Genomic DNA, 17124 nt, shown 5'->3' with positions numbered 1-17124 from the left:
AGTTGACGACGGAGGCGCCGTCAGTGCAGTGCCGGCTGCTGCTCGGCCGAACTGAGAATCTGTCCGAGAAAGGCCTTCAGCTTCGGGTGCTCAGGGCGGCCGAAGAAGGCCTGTGGGGGTGCCTCTTCCAGCACGCGGCCTTCGGCCATGAAGATGACCCGGTCTGCGACTTGACGCGCGAAGCCCATTTCGTGGGTCACACAAATCATCGTCATGCCGTCGTCCGCCAGGCCGATCATCGTGTCGAGCACTTCCTTCACCATCTCCGGATCCAGCGCGGAGGTCGGCTCGTCGAACAGCATGATCTTCGGATTCATGCACAGCGCCCGCGCGATCGCCACGCGCTGTTGTTGCCCCCCGGAAAGCTGGCTTGGATGCTTGTGCGCCTGATCGGGAATCCGCACCCGTTCCAGGTACTTCATTGCCGTCGCCTCGGCCTCGTCGCGCGAAACGCCGCGCGAATGCATCGGTGACAGCGTGCAGTTCTGCAGCACGGTCAGATGGGGGAACAGGTTGAACTGCTGGAACACCATGCCAACTTCACGGCGAACCGCATCCACATTCCTCCGCCGATGTCCGGTGAGTTCGATGCCGTCCACCACGATGCGGCCCTCCTCGATCTTTTCCAGGTGATTGATGCAGCGAATGAGTGTGGACTTGCCCGACCCCGAGGGCCCGCAAACGACGATCCGCTCGCCCGCGCGGACCTCCAGGTCGACTTCGGTCAGGACCTGGAACTGCCCAAACCACTTGTTGGCCTTCTCGATCCGGATGATGGGTTCGGTGCTCATGGGGTTGCCATTCGATCGTGGGTTCCGGCCGCTTCAGTTTGCCGCCGGCATCGGCGTGGTCGRCAGCGTYGGCAAGTCCGTCTGCAGCCATTTCTTGTAGAGCTTGTTCAGTTCGCCGTTGTCCACATACTTGCCCACGAAGGCATCGACGCCATGGAGCAGGTCGGGCTGCCCCAGGCGCATCGCCGGCGCCATGTACTGTTGCCGCAGCACCAGCTTGGTCTCGTAGACGTCCCCGACCCGCTTGGCGACTTGCTGCGCGATGGTCGTCGCGCAGCCCAGCGCATCGACTTGCCCCGAGAGCAGCGCCTGCATCGCCGACGCATCGTCATCGAAGCGACGGATCTCGGTGCCTTCGGGCGCGACAGCGGTCAGCGCCGTGTCTTGCGTGCTCGCTCGTGCAACGGCCACGCGCACACCCTTCAGGTCGGCCGGCGTCTTGATCGAGAGTTTCTTCTGGCCATACAGCACGATCGTCGCAGCGCTATGCGGCCGGGAGAACTGAACCTGCTTGGCGCGCTCGGGCGTCGGCGAGAACGACGCGATGAGCAGATCGACCTTGTTGGTCAGCAGGAACGGAATCCGGTTCGGTCCGGTTACCGGGACGAGATTGAGCTTGACGCCCCAGTCCTTCGCCAGCAGCTTGGCCACGTCGGCGTCGTATCCGTCCGGCTGATTCGAACTGTCCACGGTGCCGTAAGGAGGGAAATCAACCAGGATGCCGATCGTCACCGTCCCCTTCTTCTTGATTTCATCCACGGTCTGCGCAGTCGCATTCATGGCGAGGGAACCCAGCAGACCCCCGCACAGTGCGGCGGTGGCGAAGGTCATGAAGCGGCGGCGTGCATGGGAATGGAACATGATGTCTCCTGGTCTGTGGTTCGATGAAAGCGGATTGACGTGGGACTACCGAGCGGCTGCGCGTTTCAGGCGCTGCTCCATTCGTCCTGCCAGCAACGAGAGCGGCCAGCACAAGGCGAAATAGACCGCCCCCACCATGCTGAAGACGATCAGCGGCTGGAAGGTGGCGTTGTTGATGATTTGTCCGGCGCGCGTGATTTCGGCGAAGCCGATGATCGCGGCGAGAGAAGTCCCCTTGAGGACCTGGACGAGATAGCCGACCGTAGGCGGCAGCGCGATCTTCCATGCCTGCGGCAGCACCACCAGACGCATGCGCGCGACATAGTGCAGGCCGAGTGCCTCGGCGGCTTCCCATTGGCCTCTGGGAATGGCCTGGATACAGCCGCGCCAGATCTCGCCGAGGAAGGCGCTCGTGTTCAGGACAAGGGCGACGCCGGCCGCAAACCAAGGGCTGACCTCGAGGCCAAGTATCGGAGCGCCGAAGAACACCAGGAACAATTGCATCAGCAGCGGTGTCCCCTGGAACACCTGCGTGAACGCGGTGGCGGCGAGTTGCAGCGTGGCATTGCCGGAAGTCCTTGCCAGCGCAACGATCAGGCCGCCGATGGCGCCACCCACGAAGGCAATCAGCGAGAGCAGCACCGTCCACTGCGCTGCCTGCAGGATGAACAAGACATCACCACCACCAAATGTACGCATGTCGATTTCCCCGTTCAGCGTCGATCGGGATAGGACAGCGAGTGGCGCTGGATCATCCGGAACATCATCGAGAACGCCAGTGCGAGCGTCAGATAGATCGCCGTCACGACGATGTAGATCTCGAAACTTCGAAATGTCTGCGACTGCAGGTTCGCGGCGACCGACGTGAGGTCGTCGGCGGAAATCACGGAGACCACACTCGAAGTGAGCATCAGCAGGATGAACTGGCTCGACAGCGCCGGAAAAATGGCACGCAAGGCGGGCTTCAGCACGACGAGCCGGAATATCTGATGCGGCTTCAGATTGAGGGCGAGCCCTGCTTCGATTTGTCCCTTGGGAATCGACTCGATGCCGGCGCGGATGATCTCGGTCGCATAGGCGCCCAGGTTCACGACCATCGCGGTCAGCGCCGCCGTATGCGGCGACCAGCGCAACCCGATCGCCGGAAGCGCGAAGAAGAAAAAGAAGAGTTGAACCAGAAAGGGCGTGTTGCGGATCAGCTCGATGTAGACATTGACCACGATGCGAACCGGGGTCGGTCCGGAGGTCTTGGCCCAGGCGCAGACGATGGCCACGACCAGCCCCAGGACGGTGGCGATCAGCGACAGCTGGATCGTCATCCAGGTCCCCTTCAGAAGCAGCGGCCATGCAGCCACGACAGTGGCGAACTCGAAGTTGTATGTCACGGCGAGCGCCTCGACCGGCTGGAGGTCACGGCCAGCGATGTCACTGAAATTGAGATACCCCTCACGATAGACGCCTCCGATTGCTTCATTGGAACGGTTGAATGGATTATTGGATCGTTCCAATAGCAGCGTCAACGGGTTCTAGGGAAAACACCCATGCCTTGGAAGAGCCCGGCTGCGGCGGGCGGCGGGCGGCAAGGTCTCGTCGTAGAGTCGGGGAAACAGTCAATCAACCATGCGCAAACCATCCATGCCCCGTTCGGTCACGATCCTCGATGTCGCGGCAGAGGCAAACGTTTCCAAGTCAACCGTATCACTGGTCCTCAAACACAGCCCCCTCATTCCGGCCGAGACGGCTGGACGGGTTCGCGAAGCAGCGCGCAAGCTCGGCTATGTGTACAACAGCCGAGCCGGCGAATTGCGTGGCGGCGCCTCCAAGACGATCGGCGTGATCGTCAACGACCTCACCAATCCCTTCTTCGCCGAGATCCTGATCGGTGTCGAGCGAAAGCTGGTCGAGGCGGGATACATCGTGTTGATGGCCCACACCAGCGAGGACGTGGTCCGGCAGAACCAGGTCTTGCGCACGATGAGGGAGCAAGGGGCTGCCGGCCTTGTGCTGTGCCCGGCCTACGGAACGCCGCGCAGCTTGACGAAAGAAGTGGCGTCGTGGGGCATGCCGATGGTCGTGATGGTCCGCACCTTGGGTCCCGGCGCCTACGATTTCGCGGGTGCCGACAATGAAAGAGGCATCTACGCGGCCACCAGGCACCTCCTCGATTCGGGGCACACCCGTATCGGATTCCTCGGAGGTCGCACCGGCGTTGTGCTCGAACAGCGGCTGAAGGGATTCAGGGCGGCGCTGGCCGAACGCAAGCTTGCGTTCGACGAGGAACTGCTGGTCCCGGCGCATCCGACGCGGCAAGGCGGGTATGAATCCATGAACACCCTGCTGGACAAGAAGCCGCGACCGACCGCAGCCATCTGCTACAACGACGTGGTTGCCTTTGGCGCCATGTCTGCACTCGGTGAGAAGGGTATGCACGCCGGCGAGGATTTCGGCTTGATGGGTTTTGACAATGTCCAGGATGCGGCGCATTCCAACCCTCCGCTCAGCACGATCGACATTCGTCCCGGCGAGTTGGGCGAGCACGCGGCGGCGATCCTCCTGGATCGCATTCAGACACCCGACCGCGCGCGTCAAACCTTTCTGGCCGAGCCGCGTCTTGTGCTTCGGCAGTCCGGTTGAGAGCCGGCCGGGCTGAACACGGCGGCGACGGCCCGAAAGCGGCCGCCCAGGCCGCCCCCTATCCCAGAATGCTCTCGAGGTCGGCCTCGTCGCTGCCGGCGTCGAGCTTGAGGCTTTCCTGGATGTGATCGAGGTGGTGAAGCATGAGCGTCTCGGCCCGCCGGGCGTCGTTGCGCTTGATGGCCTCGACGATCTCCTCATGCTCGTCGGCGCGGCAGCTGGTGGCGGTGGGCGCGTCGTACAGCGAGATGATCAGGCAGGTCAGGGTCGACAGCTCGCGCATGGTGCGCGCCAGCGCCGAGTTGCCCGCAAGTTCGGCCAGCAGCAGGTGGAATTCGCCGGACAAGCGCACCACGGCCCGCGCATCGTTGCGCTGACGCGCGTCGGCCTCGAGTTCGAGATGCCGGCGCAGGCGCTGCATCTTGAAGTCGTCCATCACGCCGACAAGCCGGCGCAGCACGCCGGGCTCGATCAGGCGGCGCGCCTCGAAGACATCCCGCGCCTGCTCGATGGACGGCTTGGCGACATGCGCACCGCGCTGCGGCACCAGTTCGACGATCTGCTCGTGGGCCAGGCGGGCCAGCACCTCGCGCACCTTGGCGCGGCTGGTGCCGAAGATGGTGGCCAGCCGGTCTTCACCGAGCTTGGTGCCCGGCGCCAGCCGATGTTCGAGGATCGCCGTGGAGATCTTCTCGGCGATGGCCTCGACGCTCTGCTCGCGGCCCGGCCCGCTCGCTTCCTTGGGAGAAATCTGTTTCTTTGGCATGCCTTGCGATCTTAACGACGGAGCTCGGACATCAGGAAGCCGTCATGTCGGCGAATGTTCATCTCTGTGTGCGGTCTCGCGCGAGCAGCCGTGCGATGCCCTCGGGCAATCCATGGTTCGGCTTGATCGGCGGCGGCGCGAAGCTGCCCTGGCGCGCGGGCAACGTCCCCAGCGACACCAGCGTCTGCGCATGGCACACGGCACTCGACACGCCATCGACCACGGGCACGGGGATCCGGTCCCGGATGGCCCGCGCCAGGCCCGCCAGCGGTGCGCCGGCAATGATGATCACGTCCGCACCGTCGTCCTGCACGGCCGACAGGCACAGCGCTTCCAGGCGCGCGCTGTGGTCTTCCTGGACGCGCCCGATATCCTTCAACGGGTTGTCCAGGTTGCGGATGCTGGCCAGCCGATCGCTCAGGCCGTTGGCACGAACGCATTCGCGATACCACGCGGTGATCCGGTGCGAGATCGCCACGATCGAGAAGCGCTTGCCGAGCAGGCAGGCACTCATCAACGCCGCCTCGGTCAGCCCGACCACCGGAATGTCGAGCACTTCGCGCAGCCCGTCGATGCCCGGGTCGCCGAAGGCGGCGACGACGATGGCGTCGTGCTGGTCGCAGTGCTCGGCCGCCAGCGTGGCGGTGGCATAGGCGCCGATCAGCGATTCGAAGCGGGTCTCGATGTAGGCGACGCCGAAGGGCGCGGTGAGTACGCGGATGCGGGTGTCCGGCGCAGCGGCGCGGCGCGCCTCTGCCTCGATCAGGTCGGAAACGCTCTGGGAGGTGTTGGGGTTGATCAGCAGCAGGTTCATGGCAGGCCTCGGTGACTGCGTGGTGTCAGGGGACGGGTCGCGCGGCCGGCAGCAGGCTCGGCCTGCCGCGCTTCAGGAACTGGCCGCGGCCGGCGCGCGGATGGAAGGTGTGGCCGTCCCACACCACCTCGCCGCGCGCGATCGTCAGCGCCGGCCATGCCTTCACCTCGATGCCCTCGTAGGGGGTGTAGTCCACCGCGTGGTGAAGATCGGCATTGCGTATTTCGCGCGGCGTCGCGCCCCAGACCACGAGGTCGGCGTCGGCACCGATCGCGATGGTGCCCTTGCGCGGATGCAGGCCGTAGGCCTTGGCAGGGTTGGTCGACGTCAGCTCGACGAAGCGGTTGATGGTGATGCGGCCGTCGAGCACGCCGTGCGAGAACAGCAGCGGCAGCCGTGTCTCGATGCCCGGGATGCCGTTGGGAATGTGGCGGAACCCGACCTCCTGGCCGCCCGGCTTCTTGCCTTCCGGCGCGTCGTAGCGGAACGGCGCGTGGTCGGACGAGAAGATCGTGAACAAGCCGTCGGCCAGGCCGTTCCAGATGACTTGCTGGTTGTCCTTGTTGCGCGGCGGCGGGCTGCACACGCAGCGTGCGCCGCCATAGCTGTCGTCGATGCCGAGGTCCTCGGCGGTCAGGAACAGGTACTGCGGACAAGTCTCCGCGAACACGTGCAGCCCGTGCGCGCGCGCCCAGCGGATCTGCTCGACGGCTTCCTTGCCCGACACGTGGACGATCATGATCGGGACGTCGACGAGTTCCGACAGCGCGATGGCGCGATGCGTCGCCTCGCGCTCGACCAGCATCGGCCGCGAATGCGCGTGGAAGCGCGGCGCCGTGCGGCCACTGGCCTCCAGGCGCCGGGTCAGCCATTCGATGCAGTCGGCGTTCTCGGCGTGGATCATCGCCATCGCGTCGTGGCGCCGCGCCACTTCGAGCACGTCCAGGATCTGGCCGTCGTCGAGCTTGAGATCGTCGTAGGTCATGTAGATCTTGAACGAGGTGTAGCCCTCGGCGATCAGCTGCGGCAACTCGTGCTTCAGCACCTCTTCGGTCGGATCGCTGACGATCAGGTGAAAGGCGTGGTCGACGTGCGCGCGGCCTTCGGCGCGCTCGTGGTAGTCGCGCACCGCGGCGCGCAGCGACTGGCCTTTTTCCTGCGCGGCGAACGGGATCACGGTGGTCGTTCCGCCGCATGCGGCGGCGCGCGTGCCGGTGTCGAAATCGTCGGCCATCCGCACCGGTGCCTGCATGGGCTGGTCGAGATGGCAGTGCGCATCGACGCCGCCCGGCGTGACGAAGGCGCCGGCCGCATCGATCTCGCGGCCGCCGGCAGGCAGGCCCATGCCGAGTTGCACGATGCGGCCGTCGACGATGCCGATGTCGGCGTCGAAGGTGTCGCTGGCCGTGGCCACGCGCGCATTGCGCACCACGAGATCGAGACCCTTGGCGCTCATGAGAACAGGCCTCCCCAGCCCTTGACGCCGCGCGTGTCGACGCCGGTGATCTTCAGCGCCTTCCAGACCACGGTCGCCACCGAGTCGTAGATCGGGATACCCAGCTCGCGCTCCAGCTCCTCGACCAGCGGCGCACCGTGCAGGTTGGTGCACATCAGGGTGATGGCGTCGGGCTTCGCCTGCGCCACCTCGCGAATCATCCTGCGCAAGGTATCGGGCGCGACTTCGGCGAAGGAGAAATTCACCGTCAGGTCAAGGTGCCGTTCGGCGATGCACTCGATGTCGAGTGCCGCGTAGTTGGCGACGATGCGCCGTTGAACGTCCTCGACGTAGGGCGACACCAGGCCCAGCGTGCGTGCGCCCTGCGCAGCCAGCAGGTCATTGAGCGCCAGCACCGAGGTGGTGGCGGGAATGCCCGTCGCCTCGGCGATGCGTGCGCACAGTGCGCGGTCGCGCTCGAAGCCGAGCCAGCTCGCCGAGGTGCCGCTCCAGCAGATCACGTCGACCTTCGCATCGGCGAGCAGGCCGGCCGCGTCCAGGATCGCGCGCTCGTCGAACTGGCCCTGCGACTTCTCGCCCATCGAGATCTCGGTGACCCGGAATCGCGAGAAGTGCGCCGAGACGCCCGGCAGGCCGGCGACCATGGCGCTGGTCAGCGGCTCGAGCGCCGTGTTGGAGGAAGGCGTCAAGACGCCGATGCGTTTTTGCTGGGACATTTCGCGGGCCTGGAAAGTGAACTAGACGGGCAGCTTCTTGCTGTAGTCGATCAACAGCGTGGAGCAGACGAACAAGCCTGCACCCGCCGCGGCGAAGAGCATCAGCGCCATGAAGTAGGAGCCGGTCGCCTGCACGATCAGACCGACCACGATCGGCACGCCGATGCCCGCGACGTTGCCGCCCAGGTTCATCGTGCCGCCCAGGAAGCCGACGTGCGCCCGGCGACCGAGGATCGACGGCACGCACCAGAACAGGCCGCACCAGCGCAGGAAGAACAGCGTGATCGACAGCAGGATGACGACCAGGACCGGGCTCGTGATCTGCGACACCATGTAGATCGCAACGGTGGCGATCACCGAAGAGATGCCGAACAGCGTGCGCAGCACCTTGCTGGTCGAGGCGCCCGCGGCCTTCCACTTGTCGGCCAGCCAGCCGCCGAACATCTCGCCGACGAAGCCCGAGAAGAACATGATGAACACGGCGCCGCCCATCTGCTTGATGTCGAAGCCATGGACCTTGGACAGGTAGTTCGGCATCCACGTGAGCAGGCCGTAGAAGAGCGCGTTGAAACACATCCAGCCGAAGAACATGCCCCAGACCGAACGGAAGCGCAGGAAGTCGAGCAGGCGGCCGCTGGCGCCTTGCGGCTCGCTGGCGGCGTCCTGGGCATGGCTGGCCTCGATGTACCGGGCTTCCGCCTCGTTGACGCCGCGATGCTCGCGCGGATGGTTGCGGATGTAGCTCCAGGCGAACAGGCCGGCGACGACGGTGCCGATACCTGCGATCACGAAGGACAGGCGCCACGAGCCGAGCACTGCGATGAGGCCCGAGATCAGGATCGCGCCCAGTGCGGCGCCCAGTGGCGCGCCGCCGTCGAGCAGGGTCGCGCCCCGGCCGCGCTCGTTCTGCGTCATCCAGATGCCGTTGAGCTTGCCGCCCGCCGGATAGATCGGCGCCTCCGCGGCCCCCAGGCCCAGGCGGGTCAGCAGCAGGGGGACCCAGCCGGTGCAGAAGGCGGCGATGGCCTGGAAGAAGCCCCAGCCGAGCGTCGCGCCGGCGATGACGACGCGCGGACCGAAACGGTCGGCCAGCATGCCGCCCGGAATCTGCATCAGCGCATAGGTCCAGAAGAATGAACTGAGCAGCAGGCCCTGCACGGCCGGTCCGATGTCGAACTCCTTGGCGATCAGCGGCATGGCCACGGACAGCGACGCCCGATCGATGTAGTTGATCGAGATGAGGAACAACATCATCAGGAAGATCTTCCAGCGAACCTTCGAGGGCTGGAGGGCGGTGTCGGGCGCTGCGGCGATCGCTGTCGCGCCGGCCGTCATGGTGGGTTGCATCGGTTTGTCTCCTTGCGTGGCGGGGTGCCAGCCTGCAGGGACGCACCCGGCATGCTGGCGAGCTTGCAGCCGCGAGTCGGGGCGGGTCTGACCAATGCACCACCGAGGCTGTGGGCGGACTTTAGATTTTGTCGAATTTCATGTCAACAACGATGTTGACAATTACTGTCGACGTTAGTGAAAACACCTAGGAAGTCCGCCTGCCCCACCGGACTCACCCCGCCTTCGCGGCAGGCGTTTCCGCAAAGTACGCCATGGCGGCCAGCACGCCACTGCCGGCCAGCGGCACCCCTGCCAGCTTCAGGCCCATCTCGACCCCCGTCAGGGCGGCCATCAGCGTCAGGTCGTTGCAGTCGCCCAGGTGCCCGATGCGGAACATGCGGCCCTTCAGCTTGCCCAGCCCGGCGCCGAGCGAGAGATCGAAGCGCTCGTGGATCAGCTTGCGCAGCGCATCGGCATCGACCCCTTGCGGTGTGATGACGCCGGTCAGCACCGGCGAATGAACCCGCTCGTCCGCGCATTGCGTCGGCAGCCCCCAGGCCCGCACCGCGGTGCGAACGCCCTCGCCCCAGCGCTGGTGGCGCTCGAACACCGCCGGCAGGCCTTGCTCGAGCAGCATGTCGAGCGCTTCGCTGAGTCCGTAGAGCAGGTTCGTGCTGGGCGTGTAGGGCCAGTAGCCGCCCTTGTTCATCTCGACGATCTCGTCCCAGGCCCAGAAGGCCTTGGGCAGGCGCGCCGTCCTGCCGACCTCGATCGCCTTGGGCGACAGCGCGTTGAAGCTGATGCCCGGCGGCAGCATCAGCCCCTTTTGCGAGCCGCTGATGGTGACGTCGACACCCCACGCGTCGTGGCGGTAGTCGGCACTGGCCAGGCCGGAGATGGTGTCGACCATCAGCAGCGCCGGATGGCCCGCCGCGTCGATCGCGCGGCGCACGGCGGCGATGTCGGAGGTGACGCCCGTGGAGGTCTCGTTGTGCACGACGCACACGGCCTTGATGCGATGCGCGCTGTCCTTGCGCAGGCGCTCCTCGATCAGGTCGGCCTGCACGCCATGGCGCCAGCTCCGCGGCAGGCCGGTCTCGTCGATGCCCGGCAAGGCCAGGAACTCGGGCTCCAGGCCCAGCCTTTGCGCCATCTTCTGCCACAGCGACGCGAAGTGGCCGGTCTCGAACATCAGCACGCTGTCGCCGGGACTCATCACGTTGACCAGCGCGGCCTCCCACGCGCCGGTGCCCGACGCCGGGTAGACGACCACCGGATGCCGCGTCTGGAACACCTGCTGCAGCCCGCCGATCACCTTCTTGCCGAGGGTTGCGAACTCGGGCCCGCGATGGTCGATGGTCGGCAGGCTGATCGCCCGAAGAATGCGGTCGGGCACGGGGCTCGGGCCCGGAATCTGCAGGAAGTGCCGGCCGCTGGGATGGTTGTCGAGTGCGATCATGTCTGTCTCTGTCCTTTGTCTTGTTCAAGGGTCTACAACTGCACCGACGCACGGCCGATGCCCGGAAATTCAACGCTGACGAGGTCGCCCTCGGCCGCAGTCAGAACGCCCGCCCACGTGCCGGTGGTCACCACCGTGCCGGCCGCGACGCGCTCGCCATGGCGCGTGGCGTGACGCAGCCACGCCGGCAACACCTGCGCAGGGTCGCCGAGCGAGTGGGTGCCGCGGCGTTCGACCGGCGCCTGCATGCCGATGTGCACCTCGCAGGTCTGCGCGCTCCAGTCCCGCCCGGCGAACGGAACCCAGTCGCCCAGCACCAGCGCACCGTGCGATTGCAGGTCGGCCAGCTTGCACAGCGCCGGCGCATCCATGCCTTCCTGCCAACGCGAATCGACGATCTCGATCGAGACCGCCATCGCATCGACCAGGGCACGCGCACTGTCGACATCGAGCGTCGATGCGAGCGATTCATCGACCTCGCGTCCGAGCCGCAAGGCCACTTCAGCCTCGATGCCGCGCAGGTGGAACGGCCAGTGAGCGGCGCGCGCCGGGCTGGTCCAGACACCGCCCGGCGGCAGCGGCGCGCAGGTCAGCAGCGCGTCGCGCGACGGCCCGCCCGCCTTCCAGTACTGCGGCTGCGAGTTCGCGAACCAGCCGCACTCGGCGGCCACCCGCTGCTGTACCGCATAGGCGTCGCCAGCGTTGCCCAGCGCATCGGCCAGCGGGGCGGCAAGACGCAAGCCGTTGTCGCGGCGCGCACGAATCAACGCTTCGGCGACTGCATCGATCGTTGAAAGGGACATATCGATTTCCTGTTCGGTTTCGGAAAGCTCAGAAGAAGGCGCTCAGCGGCGCCAGGTCGGCCACTTCCATATGCACGGCGGTACCTTGCGATGCGAACAGCATGCCGGTACACGAGCCGGTCGTCACCACCTGGCCGGCCTTGAGACCCGCGCCGCGCGCCATGCAATGGTTGGCAAGCCACACGAGCAGCCCGCCGACGTCGGGGTGGGCGTGCTCGCCGACCGTGTGCGCGACGACCTGTTCGTCGAAGCGCATCACGACCTCGGTCCGCCCCAGGTCGAACCACGCGGGCTCGAAAGCCTCGGGCTCGCCGAGCACGAGTCCGCCATGGCACTGCAGATCGGCGAGCAGCGCCGCGGGGTCCGCATCGAGCCAATCGGCCAGGCGGGTTTCCGCCACCTCGATCGCGGGCAGCACCGAAGCGATCGCCTGCGCGACCTCGTCGCGCGTGTAGGGCCTGGCGCGCGGCGGCAGGTCGGAGCCCAACCGGAAGGCGACCTCGGCTGCGGCACCGCGCAGACGCCACGCCGAGCCCTGGAGCAGCGCCCCGTTGGGCAGCAGCCCCTCGGCCGGCAGCGGCGCGCAGACCGGCTCCTGGCCGGGGCCGCTGGCGCCGACCTTCCATCCCCCGATCGGGCCGATCGCCGCCAGCGTCGCATCCTGGATCGCATAGGCCTCGTCGCGATCTCGCGATTTCAGCAGCGTCGACGGCACACGCCGGCCATCGCGCCGCGCAAGGCACAGTGCCTGCGCCGCCGCGACCGGCGTGAACTCGGCCGGCACGCCTGCCGACGCCGTCAAAGCACGGGGAAGCGCTGCCATGGATGGGCTTCCTCGATCGAGCGGGCCAGCGCGAGCAGCGCGTCGTCCGCGCCTTCGCGGGCCACCAGCTGCATGCCGACCGGCATGCCGTCCGCGAAGCCGCAGGGCAGCGCAATGGCCGGCAGGCCGACTGCATTCGCGAAGCCCGCGAACACCGCATGCCCGCGCGGCCCGACCTCGCGCCCGTCGATGCGCGACGGATGCGTTTGATTCGCCGGCCACGGCAGCGCAGCCGCCGCCGGCGTCAACAGGAAGTCGTATCGGTCGAACAGGCGCGACAGCGCATTGCGCAGCCGCTCCGCTTCGAACAGCAGGTCGAACAGATCGGAAGCGGCGGCCTTGCGGCCGGCTTCGGCATTCGCCTGCATCACCGGGCCGAACAGCGAAGCATCGAAGGGCCGGCCAGAGAGCGCCTGCGGGTGCGCAACGAGCCATGCCAGGCCCACCTGGGCCAGCAGCGGCCAGCGTTCATTGACCGCCTCGACCATATCGAAGTCCTGCGCCGTCGTGAGCGCGTGGCCCAGCGCGGCGAGCCGCCGAGCCGCCGCCGCGGTCAACGCCGCGATCTGCGGATCGACGGGGTGATCGCCGAAGCGCGGTATGAAGAGAATGCGCGCACCCGGCGAACGGCCCTCCTCCATCGCGCCGCGGCCGATCACCCGCATCATCGCCTCGACGTCGGCCACGCTGCGCGCAATCGGCCCCGCCACCTCGAAGTCGAGAAAGATCGGCGGCAATCCGCCGCCGCGCGGCACCCGCCCCCGGGAAGGCTTGAAGCCGACCAGGTTGGTGTGCGAGGCGGGCCTTCGGATCGAGCCACCGCCGTCGGTGCCCAGGGCGATCGGACATCCGCCGGCGGCCACCAGCGCCACCGCCCCACCCGATGAGCCGCCCGGCGTGAGCGCCGGGTTCCACGGATTGCCCGTGGGGCCGAACACCGGGTTGTCGGTGTAGCCCTGCATCGTGAACTCGGGCACGTTGGTCTTGCCGAAGATCACCGCGCCGCCTTCGCGCAGCCTGGCGACCGGAAGCTCGTCCTGCTCGGCGGTGAGTCCGCCGAGGGCACGACTGCCCCAGTGGGTCGGCAGGCCCCGCACCTGCAGGTTGTCCTTGATGGTGACGGGCACTCCGTCGAGCGCGCCGAGCGCCCGGCCTTGGCGCCAGCGCGCGCTGCTTTGCTCGGCGGCATGCGCCGCACCTTCGCCGTCGAGCGTGATGAGCGCATTCAGCCGCGGGTTGACTTCGGCGCTGCGCGCCATGCAGGCCCGAAGCGCCTGGGTCGGCGTGAACGACGCATCGCGAAAGCCGGCCACGAGCTGCGTCGCCGTGAGTTGCCAGAGCGGACTGTTCATCGTGGCCTCACATGTGCGCCGGCAGCCAGGTCACCAGCTGCGGCACGGCCATCAGCAGCAGCGTGAACAGGATCATGATCAGCGCATAGGGCAAGGCCCCGTAGATCGCGTCCTCGATGCCGCCCTTGTCCGGGCGGATGCCGTGGACGACGAACAGGTTCATGCCCACTGGCGGCGTGATCAGTCCCAGCTCGCACATCAGCACGATGAAGATGCCGAACCAGATCGGGTCGACGCCGATCGCGGTCGCGATCGGGTAGGTGATCGGGATCGTCGCGACCTGCATCGACAGCACGTCCATGAACATGCCGAGGATCAGGTAGAAGACGATCAGCGCGAGGATCAGGCCGGTGGCCGACAGGCCCAGTCCCGCGACCCACTTCGTCATCGCCTCGGCGACGCCGGTGAGACTCACCGTCAGGTTCAGGATGAAGGCCGCCGCGACGATCAGCAGGATCATGCCGCTCACGCGCGCCGTCGAGACACAGCAGTTGCGCAGCAGCTCCCGGTTCAGCTTGCCCGACTGCCAGACGAAGCCGAGCGCCGCCATCACGCCCAGCGCGGCGCTCTCCGCCGCGGTGGCAATCCCGAAGTACAGGCTGCCCATCACGATGCCGAACACCACCATCGGCGGGATCAGGTGCACGAGCACGCGCAGCCGTTCGTCGAGCGGCACCTTCGGCTCGCGCATCGCCTTGCCGCTGGCCAGGCTCGAGACGGCGATCCAGAGCATGAAGCACAGCGTGAGCAGAAGGCCCGGGATGATGCCGGCGATGAACAGCTTGCCGATCGAGTTGTTGGTGAGCGACCCGTAGACGATCATGTTCACGCTCGGCGGAATCAGGATGCCGAGCGTTCCGCCGGCCGCCAGGCTGCCGAGCGAGGCGCGCATCGGGTAGCCGCGCTTCTGCAGCGAGGGCAATGCCACCGTCCCGACCGTGGCAGCGGTGGCGACCGACGAGCCGGAGGTTGCCGCGAACAGCGCGCAACTGCCGATGTTGGTGTGCAGCAGCCCGCCCGGCAGGCGGCCGAGCCAGGCCGACAACGCGATGTACATGCGGTCCGCGATACCGGAGCGCAGCAGCAGTTCGCCGAGCAGCACGAACAGCGGCACGGAGGTCAGCAGGGCTTCGTTCTGCACGCCCCACACCACCGGTGCGATCGAGTCCATGAAGGGGACGCCATAGGCGGCGATGCCGCCGATGATCCCGACCGCCGCCATCGAGACGGCGATCGGCATGCCCGCCAGCATCAGGGCGAGCATCGAGAAGAACGCGAGTCCGACCAGTGCGATGTTCATGCTGCCGCTCCTTCGGCCGCCTGGCGCACCTTGAGGTCGTCGAGTTCCTCCTTCAGCTCTTCCTTCGCGCTTTTCGGATGGAAGTCGCTGTTGAGCGTGGCGATGTCGCCGCGCAGCAGCAGCAGCGTCGCACGCCATGCCAGGGCGCAGGCCACCAGCGCGAAGATCACCAGCCCGGCGTACCAGACGCCCTGCGGGATGATGAGCGGCGTCGCCCAGGGCGTCTGCGCGGTGCTGCGGTAGGCCATCGTGTCCTGGATCACCTTGAACGCCACCCAGGCGATGAACAGGGCGAAGGCAGCCAGCGAGACGATCGAGATCCAGTTCAGCAGCGCCTGCACGCGCGACGGGAACTTCTCGTGGAAGACGTCGACGCGGATGTGGTTGCGCCCCAGCAGGGCCAGGCTGAAGGCGATCGTCGAACCCACGGCCAGCGCATAGCCGCCCAGCTCGTCGGCCCCTTGCAGCGAAACGTTGAACAACTTTCGCGAAAGGGTCTCGATGGTGACGATCACCGCCAGGCCCAGGAAGATCGCGCCGAAGGCGGTGGCCAGCACCGTCTCCATGCGCGCCTTGAAGTCGACATGCCCGGCGGGCGCCACCTTCCCGGTGGGCGCTGCGATGGGCCGCCGGTCGCTCGTCATGGCGCGGCTGTTCATTTCAGCCCCAGCACCGGTGCCACCGTCGCCTGCCAGGTCTTCGAGCAGGTGGGGTTGGACTTGTCGCACACCTCGGCCCACACCGGCAACGACACCTTGGTCACGGCGCTGCGCACCAGCTCGATGTCAGCCGGCGTGACCGGCACGTTGACGAGGTTGAACTTCTTGCCGGTGGTGCACGGGTCCTTGCCCGCATTGCAGTTCAGGGCGTCCTGGAAAAGCTCTTCGGAGTACTTCCAGACGTCGTCGGTCAGGGCGTCGAAGGCCTTCTTGAGCTTCGCCTGCTGGTCGGGCGCCAGCGCGTTCCATGACTTCAAGGTCATGCCGTAGCCGTTGAGCGCCATCTGGAAGCCGATCGCCATCTGATGCGTCGTCACTTCCGGCCAACCTGCCGAGTTGGCCGAGCTCGGTCCGGTGATCGCGCAATCGACCACGCCGAGCGACAGCGACTGGTGCGTATCGGCGAACGACACCGGCACCGGCGTGCCGCCCACCATCTCGATGAACTTGGCCAGGTTCTGGTCGTACACGCGCACCTTCATGCCCTTGATGTCGGCCAGCTTGGCAACCGGCTTCTTGCAGAAGAGGATCTGCGGACCGAAAGGCCAGACCCCGAGCAGCTTGACGCCGAACTGCGCCTGCAGGCGCGCATCCGCGGTATCGAAGTAGGCCTTGGCCACCTTGCGGCCCGTGGCGTAGTCCGGCGCCGCGCCCACCAGGTCGAGCCCCAGGATGGTGGGCTCGTCGCGGGAGTTCTGCGACACGCGCAGCGACACGATGTCGAACAGCCCCGCCTTCATCACGCGCAGCTGCTCGGTGTCCTTGATGCCCAGCGTGTCGATGGGCTTGTAGTCGACGTCGATCGGCAGTCCGGTCCTGCTTGCGAAGTTCTCGAAGAACGGCTGCTCCTTGTTCTTCTGGATCAGCCCGGTGGCCAGCGGCTGGCCGACGGCTTTCAGCTTGATCCTGTCTTGTGCGTGGGAAGYGGGCAGCGCGAGCATCACTGCCACAGCGACCGTGGCAATGGATTTGAGGCGCGGGTGAAACAGCATGAAGACTCCTGGAGGGATGAGAGGGGTTGGCGGGGCGGCACTTCGGAAAAGATGTGCCATTGGATCCCGCCGCAGCGCCGGGCCGCAGACTATTCCGCTGCGTGGGAACACGCGCGAAATCTCTTTTGAATCAAGGACTTGGCGCTGCGCGCCGGTGGAAGACCGGGGCTGGCCAGGCCGGCGCCGGGCCGCCCCGAGGCGGCCTGCGGCCCCCCTCGGGGGGCAGCGACCACACGCAGTGAGGGAGCGTGGGGGCCGGCCCAGGCCGGCGCCGGGCCGCCCCAAGGCGGCCTGCGGCCCCCTCGGGGG

Annotated in this window: 17 protein-coding genes; 1 reads left to right on the top strand and 16 read right to left on the bottom strand. The window is 66.8% G+C overall.

Annotation, left to right across the window (positions count from 1 at the left end; genetic code table 11):
• Positions 1 to 20 precede the first annotated feature (20 nt).
• The 4 genes from AC1D2E_RS01245 to AC1D2E_RS01230 form a co-directional block, all read right to left on the bottom strand.
• Positions 21 to 791 (bottom strand): amino acid ABC transporter ATP-binding protein, encoded by a 771-nt coding sequence (locus AC1D2E_RS01245; protein ID WP_478195707.1) that lies wholly within the window; start codon positions 789 to 791, stop codon positions 21 to 23.
• Between the two features lie 33 nt (positions 792 to 824).
• On the bottom strand, positions 825 to 1622 hold the full coding sequence (locus AC1D2E_RS01240) for a transporter substrate-binding domain-containing protein (RefSeq protein WP_478195706.1): 798 nt from the start codon (positions 1620 to 1622) through the stop codon (positions 825 to 827).
• 75 nt (positions 1623 to 1697) lie between these two features.
• Positions 1698 to 2351: an amino acid ABC transporter permease gene (locus AC1D2E_RS01235; RefSeq protein WP_478195705.1), complete on the bottom strand. Its 654-nt coding sequence runs from the start codon at positions 2349 to 2351 to the stop codon at positions 1698 to 1700.
• Between the two features lie 14 nt (positions 2352 to 2365).
• The gene (locus AC1D2E_RS01230) at positions 2366 to 3037 is read right to left on the bottom strand and encodes an amino acid ABC transporter permease (RefSeq protein WP_478107884.1); all 672 of its coding nucleotides are present in this window, start codon (positions 3035 to 3037) and stop codon (positions 2366 to 2368) included.
• A 235-nt stretch (positions 3038 to 3272) separates the two neighbouring features.
• On the opposite strand from AC1D2E_RS01230, the gene AC1D2E_RS01225 reads away from it, so the two are divergent.
• Positions 3273 to 4286 (top strand): LacI family DNA-binding transcriptional regulator, encoded by a 1014-nt coding sequence (locus AC1D2E_RS01225; protein WP_478195704.1) that lies wholly within the window; start codon positions 3273 to 3275, stop codon positions 4284 to 4286.
• Positions 4287 to 4344: 58 nt separating this feature from the next.
• Here the strand turns inward: AC1D2E_RS01225 and AC1D2E_RS01220 are convergent, their stop codons facing one another.
• From AC1D2E_RS01220 to AC1D2E_RS01165, 12 genes are all read right to left on the bottom strand, one after another.
• Positions 4345 to 5052 (bottom strand): GntR family transcriptional regulator, encoded by a 708-nt coding sequence (locus tag AC1D2E_RS01220; RefSeq protein WP_478195703.1) that lies wholly within the window; start codon positions 5050 to 5052, stop codon positions 4345 to 4347.
• Between the two features lie 58 nt (positions 5053 to 5110).
• On the bottom strand, positions 5111 to 5866 hold the full coding sequence (locus AC1D2E_RS01215) for an aspartate/glutamate racemase family protein (protein WP_478195702.1): 756 nt from the start codon (positions 5864 to 5866) through the stop codon (positions 5111 to 5113).
• A 25-nt stretch (positions 5867 to 5891) separates the two neighbouring features.
• Complete coding sequence (hydA, locus tag AC1D2E_RS01210; protein WP_478195701.1) at positions 5892 to 7322, bottom strand: dihydropyrimidinase; 1431 nt, start codon at positions 7320 to 7322, stop codon at positions 5892 to 5894.
• Complete coding sequence (locus AC1D2E_RS01205) at positions 7319 to 8038, bottom strand: maleate cis-trans isomerase family protein (RefSeq protein WP_478195700.1); 720 nt, start codon at positions 8036 to 8038, stop codon at positions 7319 to 7321. Before AC1D2E_RS01205 ends, hydA begins: the two co-directional genes overlap by 4 nt.
• 21 nt (positions 8039 to 8059) lie before the next feature.
• Positions 8060 to 9373 (bottom strand): MFS transporter, encoded by a 1314-nt coding sequence (locus AC1D2E_RS01200; RefSeq protein ID WP_478195813.1) that lies wholly within the window; start codon positions 9371 to 9373, stop codon positions 8060 to 8062.
• 226 nt (positions 9374 to 9599) lie between these two features.
• Positions 9600 to 10826: a pyridoxal-phosphate-dependent aminotransferase family protein gene (locus AC1D2E_RS01195; RefSeq protein WP_478195699.1), complete on the bottom strand. Its 1227-nt coding sequence runs from the start codon at positions 10824 to 10826 to the stop codon at positions 9600 to 9602.
• A gap of 32 nt (positions 10827 to 10858) precedes the next feature.
• Complete coding sequence (locus AC1D2E_RS01190; protein ID WP_478195698.1) at positions 10859 to 11629, bottom strand: fumarylacetoacetate hydrolase family protein; 771 nt, start codon at positions 11627 to 11629, stop codon at positions 10859 to 10861.
• Positions 11630 to 11657: 28 nt separating this feature from the next.
• Positions 11658 to 12452, bottom strand: a complete 795-nt coding sequence (locus AC1D2E_RS01185) for a 2-keto-4-pentenoate hydratase (RefSeq protein WP_478195697.1) — start codon at positions 12450 to 12452, stop codon at positions 11658 to 11660.
• Complete coding sequence (locus AC1D2E_RS01180; RefSeq protein ID WP_478195696.1) at positions 12428 to 13804, bottom strand: amidase; 1377 nt, start codon at positions 13802 to 13804, stop codon at positions 12428 to 12430. The genes AC1D2E_RS01185 and AC1D2E_RS01180 overlap by 25 nt, the downstream gene beginning before the upstream one ends.
• 7 nt (positions 13805 to 13811) lie before the next feature.
• Positions 13812 to 15104 (bottom strand): TRAP transporter large permease, encoded by a 1293-nt coding sequence (locus AC1D2E_RS01175; RefSeq protein ID WP_478195695.1) that lies wholly within the window; start codon positions 15102 to 15104, stop codon positions 13812 to 13814.
• The gene (locus tag AC1D2E_RS01170) at positions 15101 to 15763 is read right to left on the bottom strand and encodes a TRAP transporter small permease subunit (RefSeq protein ID WP_478195694.1); all 663 of its coding nucleotides are present in this window, start codon (positions 15761 to 15763) and stop codon (positions 15101 to 15103) included. The genes AC1D2E_RS01175 and AC1D2E_RS01170 overlap by 4 nt, the downstream gene beginning before the upstream one ends.
• Positions 15760 to 16815 (bottom strand): TRAP transporter substrate-binding protein, encoded by a 1056-nt coding sequence (locus tag AC1D2E_RS01165; RefSeq protein WP_478195693.1) that lies wholly within the window; start codon positions 16813 to 16815, stop codon positions 15760 to 15762. The genes AC1D2E_RS01170 and AC1D2E_RS01165 overlap by 4 nt, the downstream gene beginning before the upstream one ends.
• Positions 16816 to 17124: the final 309 nt, after the last annotated feature.

It is taken from the genome of Variovorax sp. P1_H2, assembly GCF_056405295.1.
Note: the sequence above shows the minus strand (reverse complement) of the source record. Positions and strands in the feature narration are given on the sequence as shown.

What these genes read in the sequence shown, in the direction of transcription:
- AC1D2E_RS01220 (WP_478195703.1), bottom strand. Translation starts at nt 5,052, where the DNA reads ATGCCAAAGAAACAGATTTCTCCCAAGGAAGCGAGCGGGCCGGGCCGC.
- AC1D2E_RS01175 (WP_478195695.1), bottom strand. Translation starts at nt 15,104, where the DNA reads ATGAACATCGCACTGGTCGGACTCGCGTTCTTCTCGATGCTCGCCCTG.
- AC1D2E_RS01170 (WP_478195694.1), bottom strand. Translation starts at nt 15,763, where the DNA reads ATGAACAGCCGCGCCATGACGAGCGACCGGCGGCCCATCGCAGCGCCC.
- AC1D2E_RS01235 (WP_478195705.1), bottom strand. Translation starts at nt 2,351, where the DNA reads ATGCGTACATTTGGTGGTGGTGATGTCTTGTTCATCCTGCAGGCAGCG.
- AC1D2E_RS01190 (WP_478195698.1), bottom strand. Translation starts at nt 11,629, where the DNA reads ATGTCCCTTTCAACGATCGATGCAGTCGCCGAAGCGTTGATTCGTGCG.
- AC1D2E_RS01205 (WP_478195700.1), bottom strand. Translation starts at nt 8,038, where the DNA reads ATGTCCCAGCAAAAACGCATCGGCGTCTTGACGCCTTCCTCCAACACG.
- AC1D2E_RS01200 (WP_478195813.1), bottom strand. Translation starts at nt 9,373, where the DNA reads ATGACGGCCGGCGCGACAGCGATCGCCGCAGCGCCCGACACCGCCCTC.
- AC1D2E_RS01225 (WP_478195704.1), top strand. Translation starts at nt 3,273, where the DNA reads ATGCGCAAACCATCCATGCCCCGTTCGGTCACGATCCTCGATGTCGCG.
- AC1D2E_RS01185 (WP_478195697.1), bottom strand. Translation starts at nt 12,452, where the DNA reads ATGGCAGCGCTTCCCCGTGCTTTGACGGCGTCGGCAGGCGTGCCGGCC.
- AC1D2E_RS01245 (WP_478195707.1), bottom strand. Translation starts at nt 791, where the DNA reads ATGAGCACCGAACCCATCATCCGGATCGAGAAGGCCAACAAGTGGTTT.
- AC1D2E_RS01215 (WP_478195702.1), bottom strand. Translation starts at nt 5,866, where the DNA reads ATGAACCTGCTGCTGATCAACCCCAACACCTCCCAGAGCGTTTCCGAC.
- hydA (WP_478195701.1), bottom strand. Translation starts at nt 7,322, where the DNA reads ATGAGCGCCAAGGGTCTCGATCTCGTGGTGCGCAATGCGCGCGTGGCC.
- AC1D2E_RS01180 (WP_478195696.1), bottom strand. Translation starts at nt 13,804, where the DNA reads ATGAACAGTCCGCTCTGGCAACTCACGGCGACGCAGCTCGTGGCCGGC.
- AC1D2E_RS01195 (WP_478195699.1), bottom strand. Translation starts at nt 10,826, where the DNA reads ATGATCGCACTCGACAACCATCCCAGCGGCCGGCACTTCCTGCAGATT.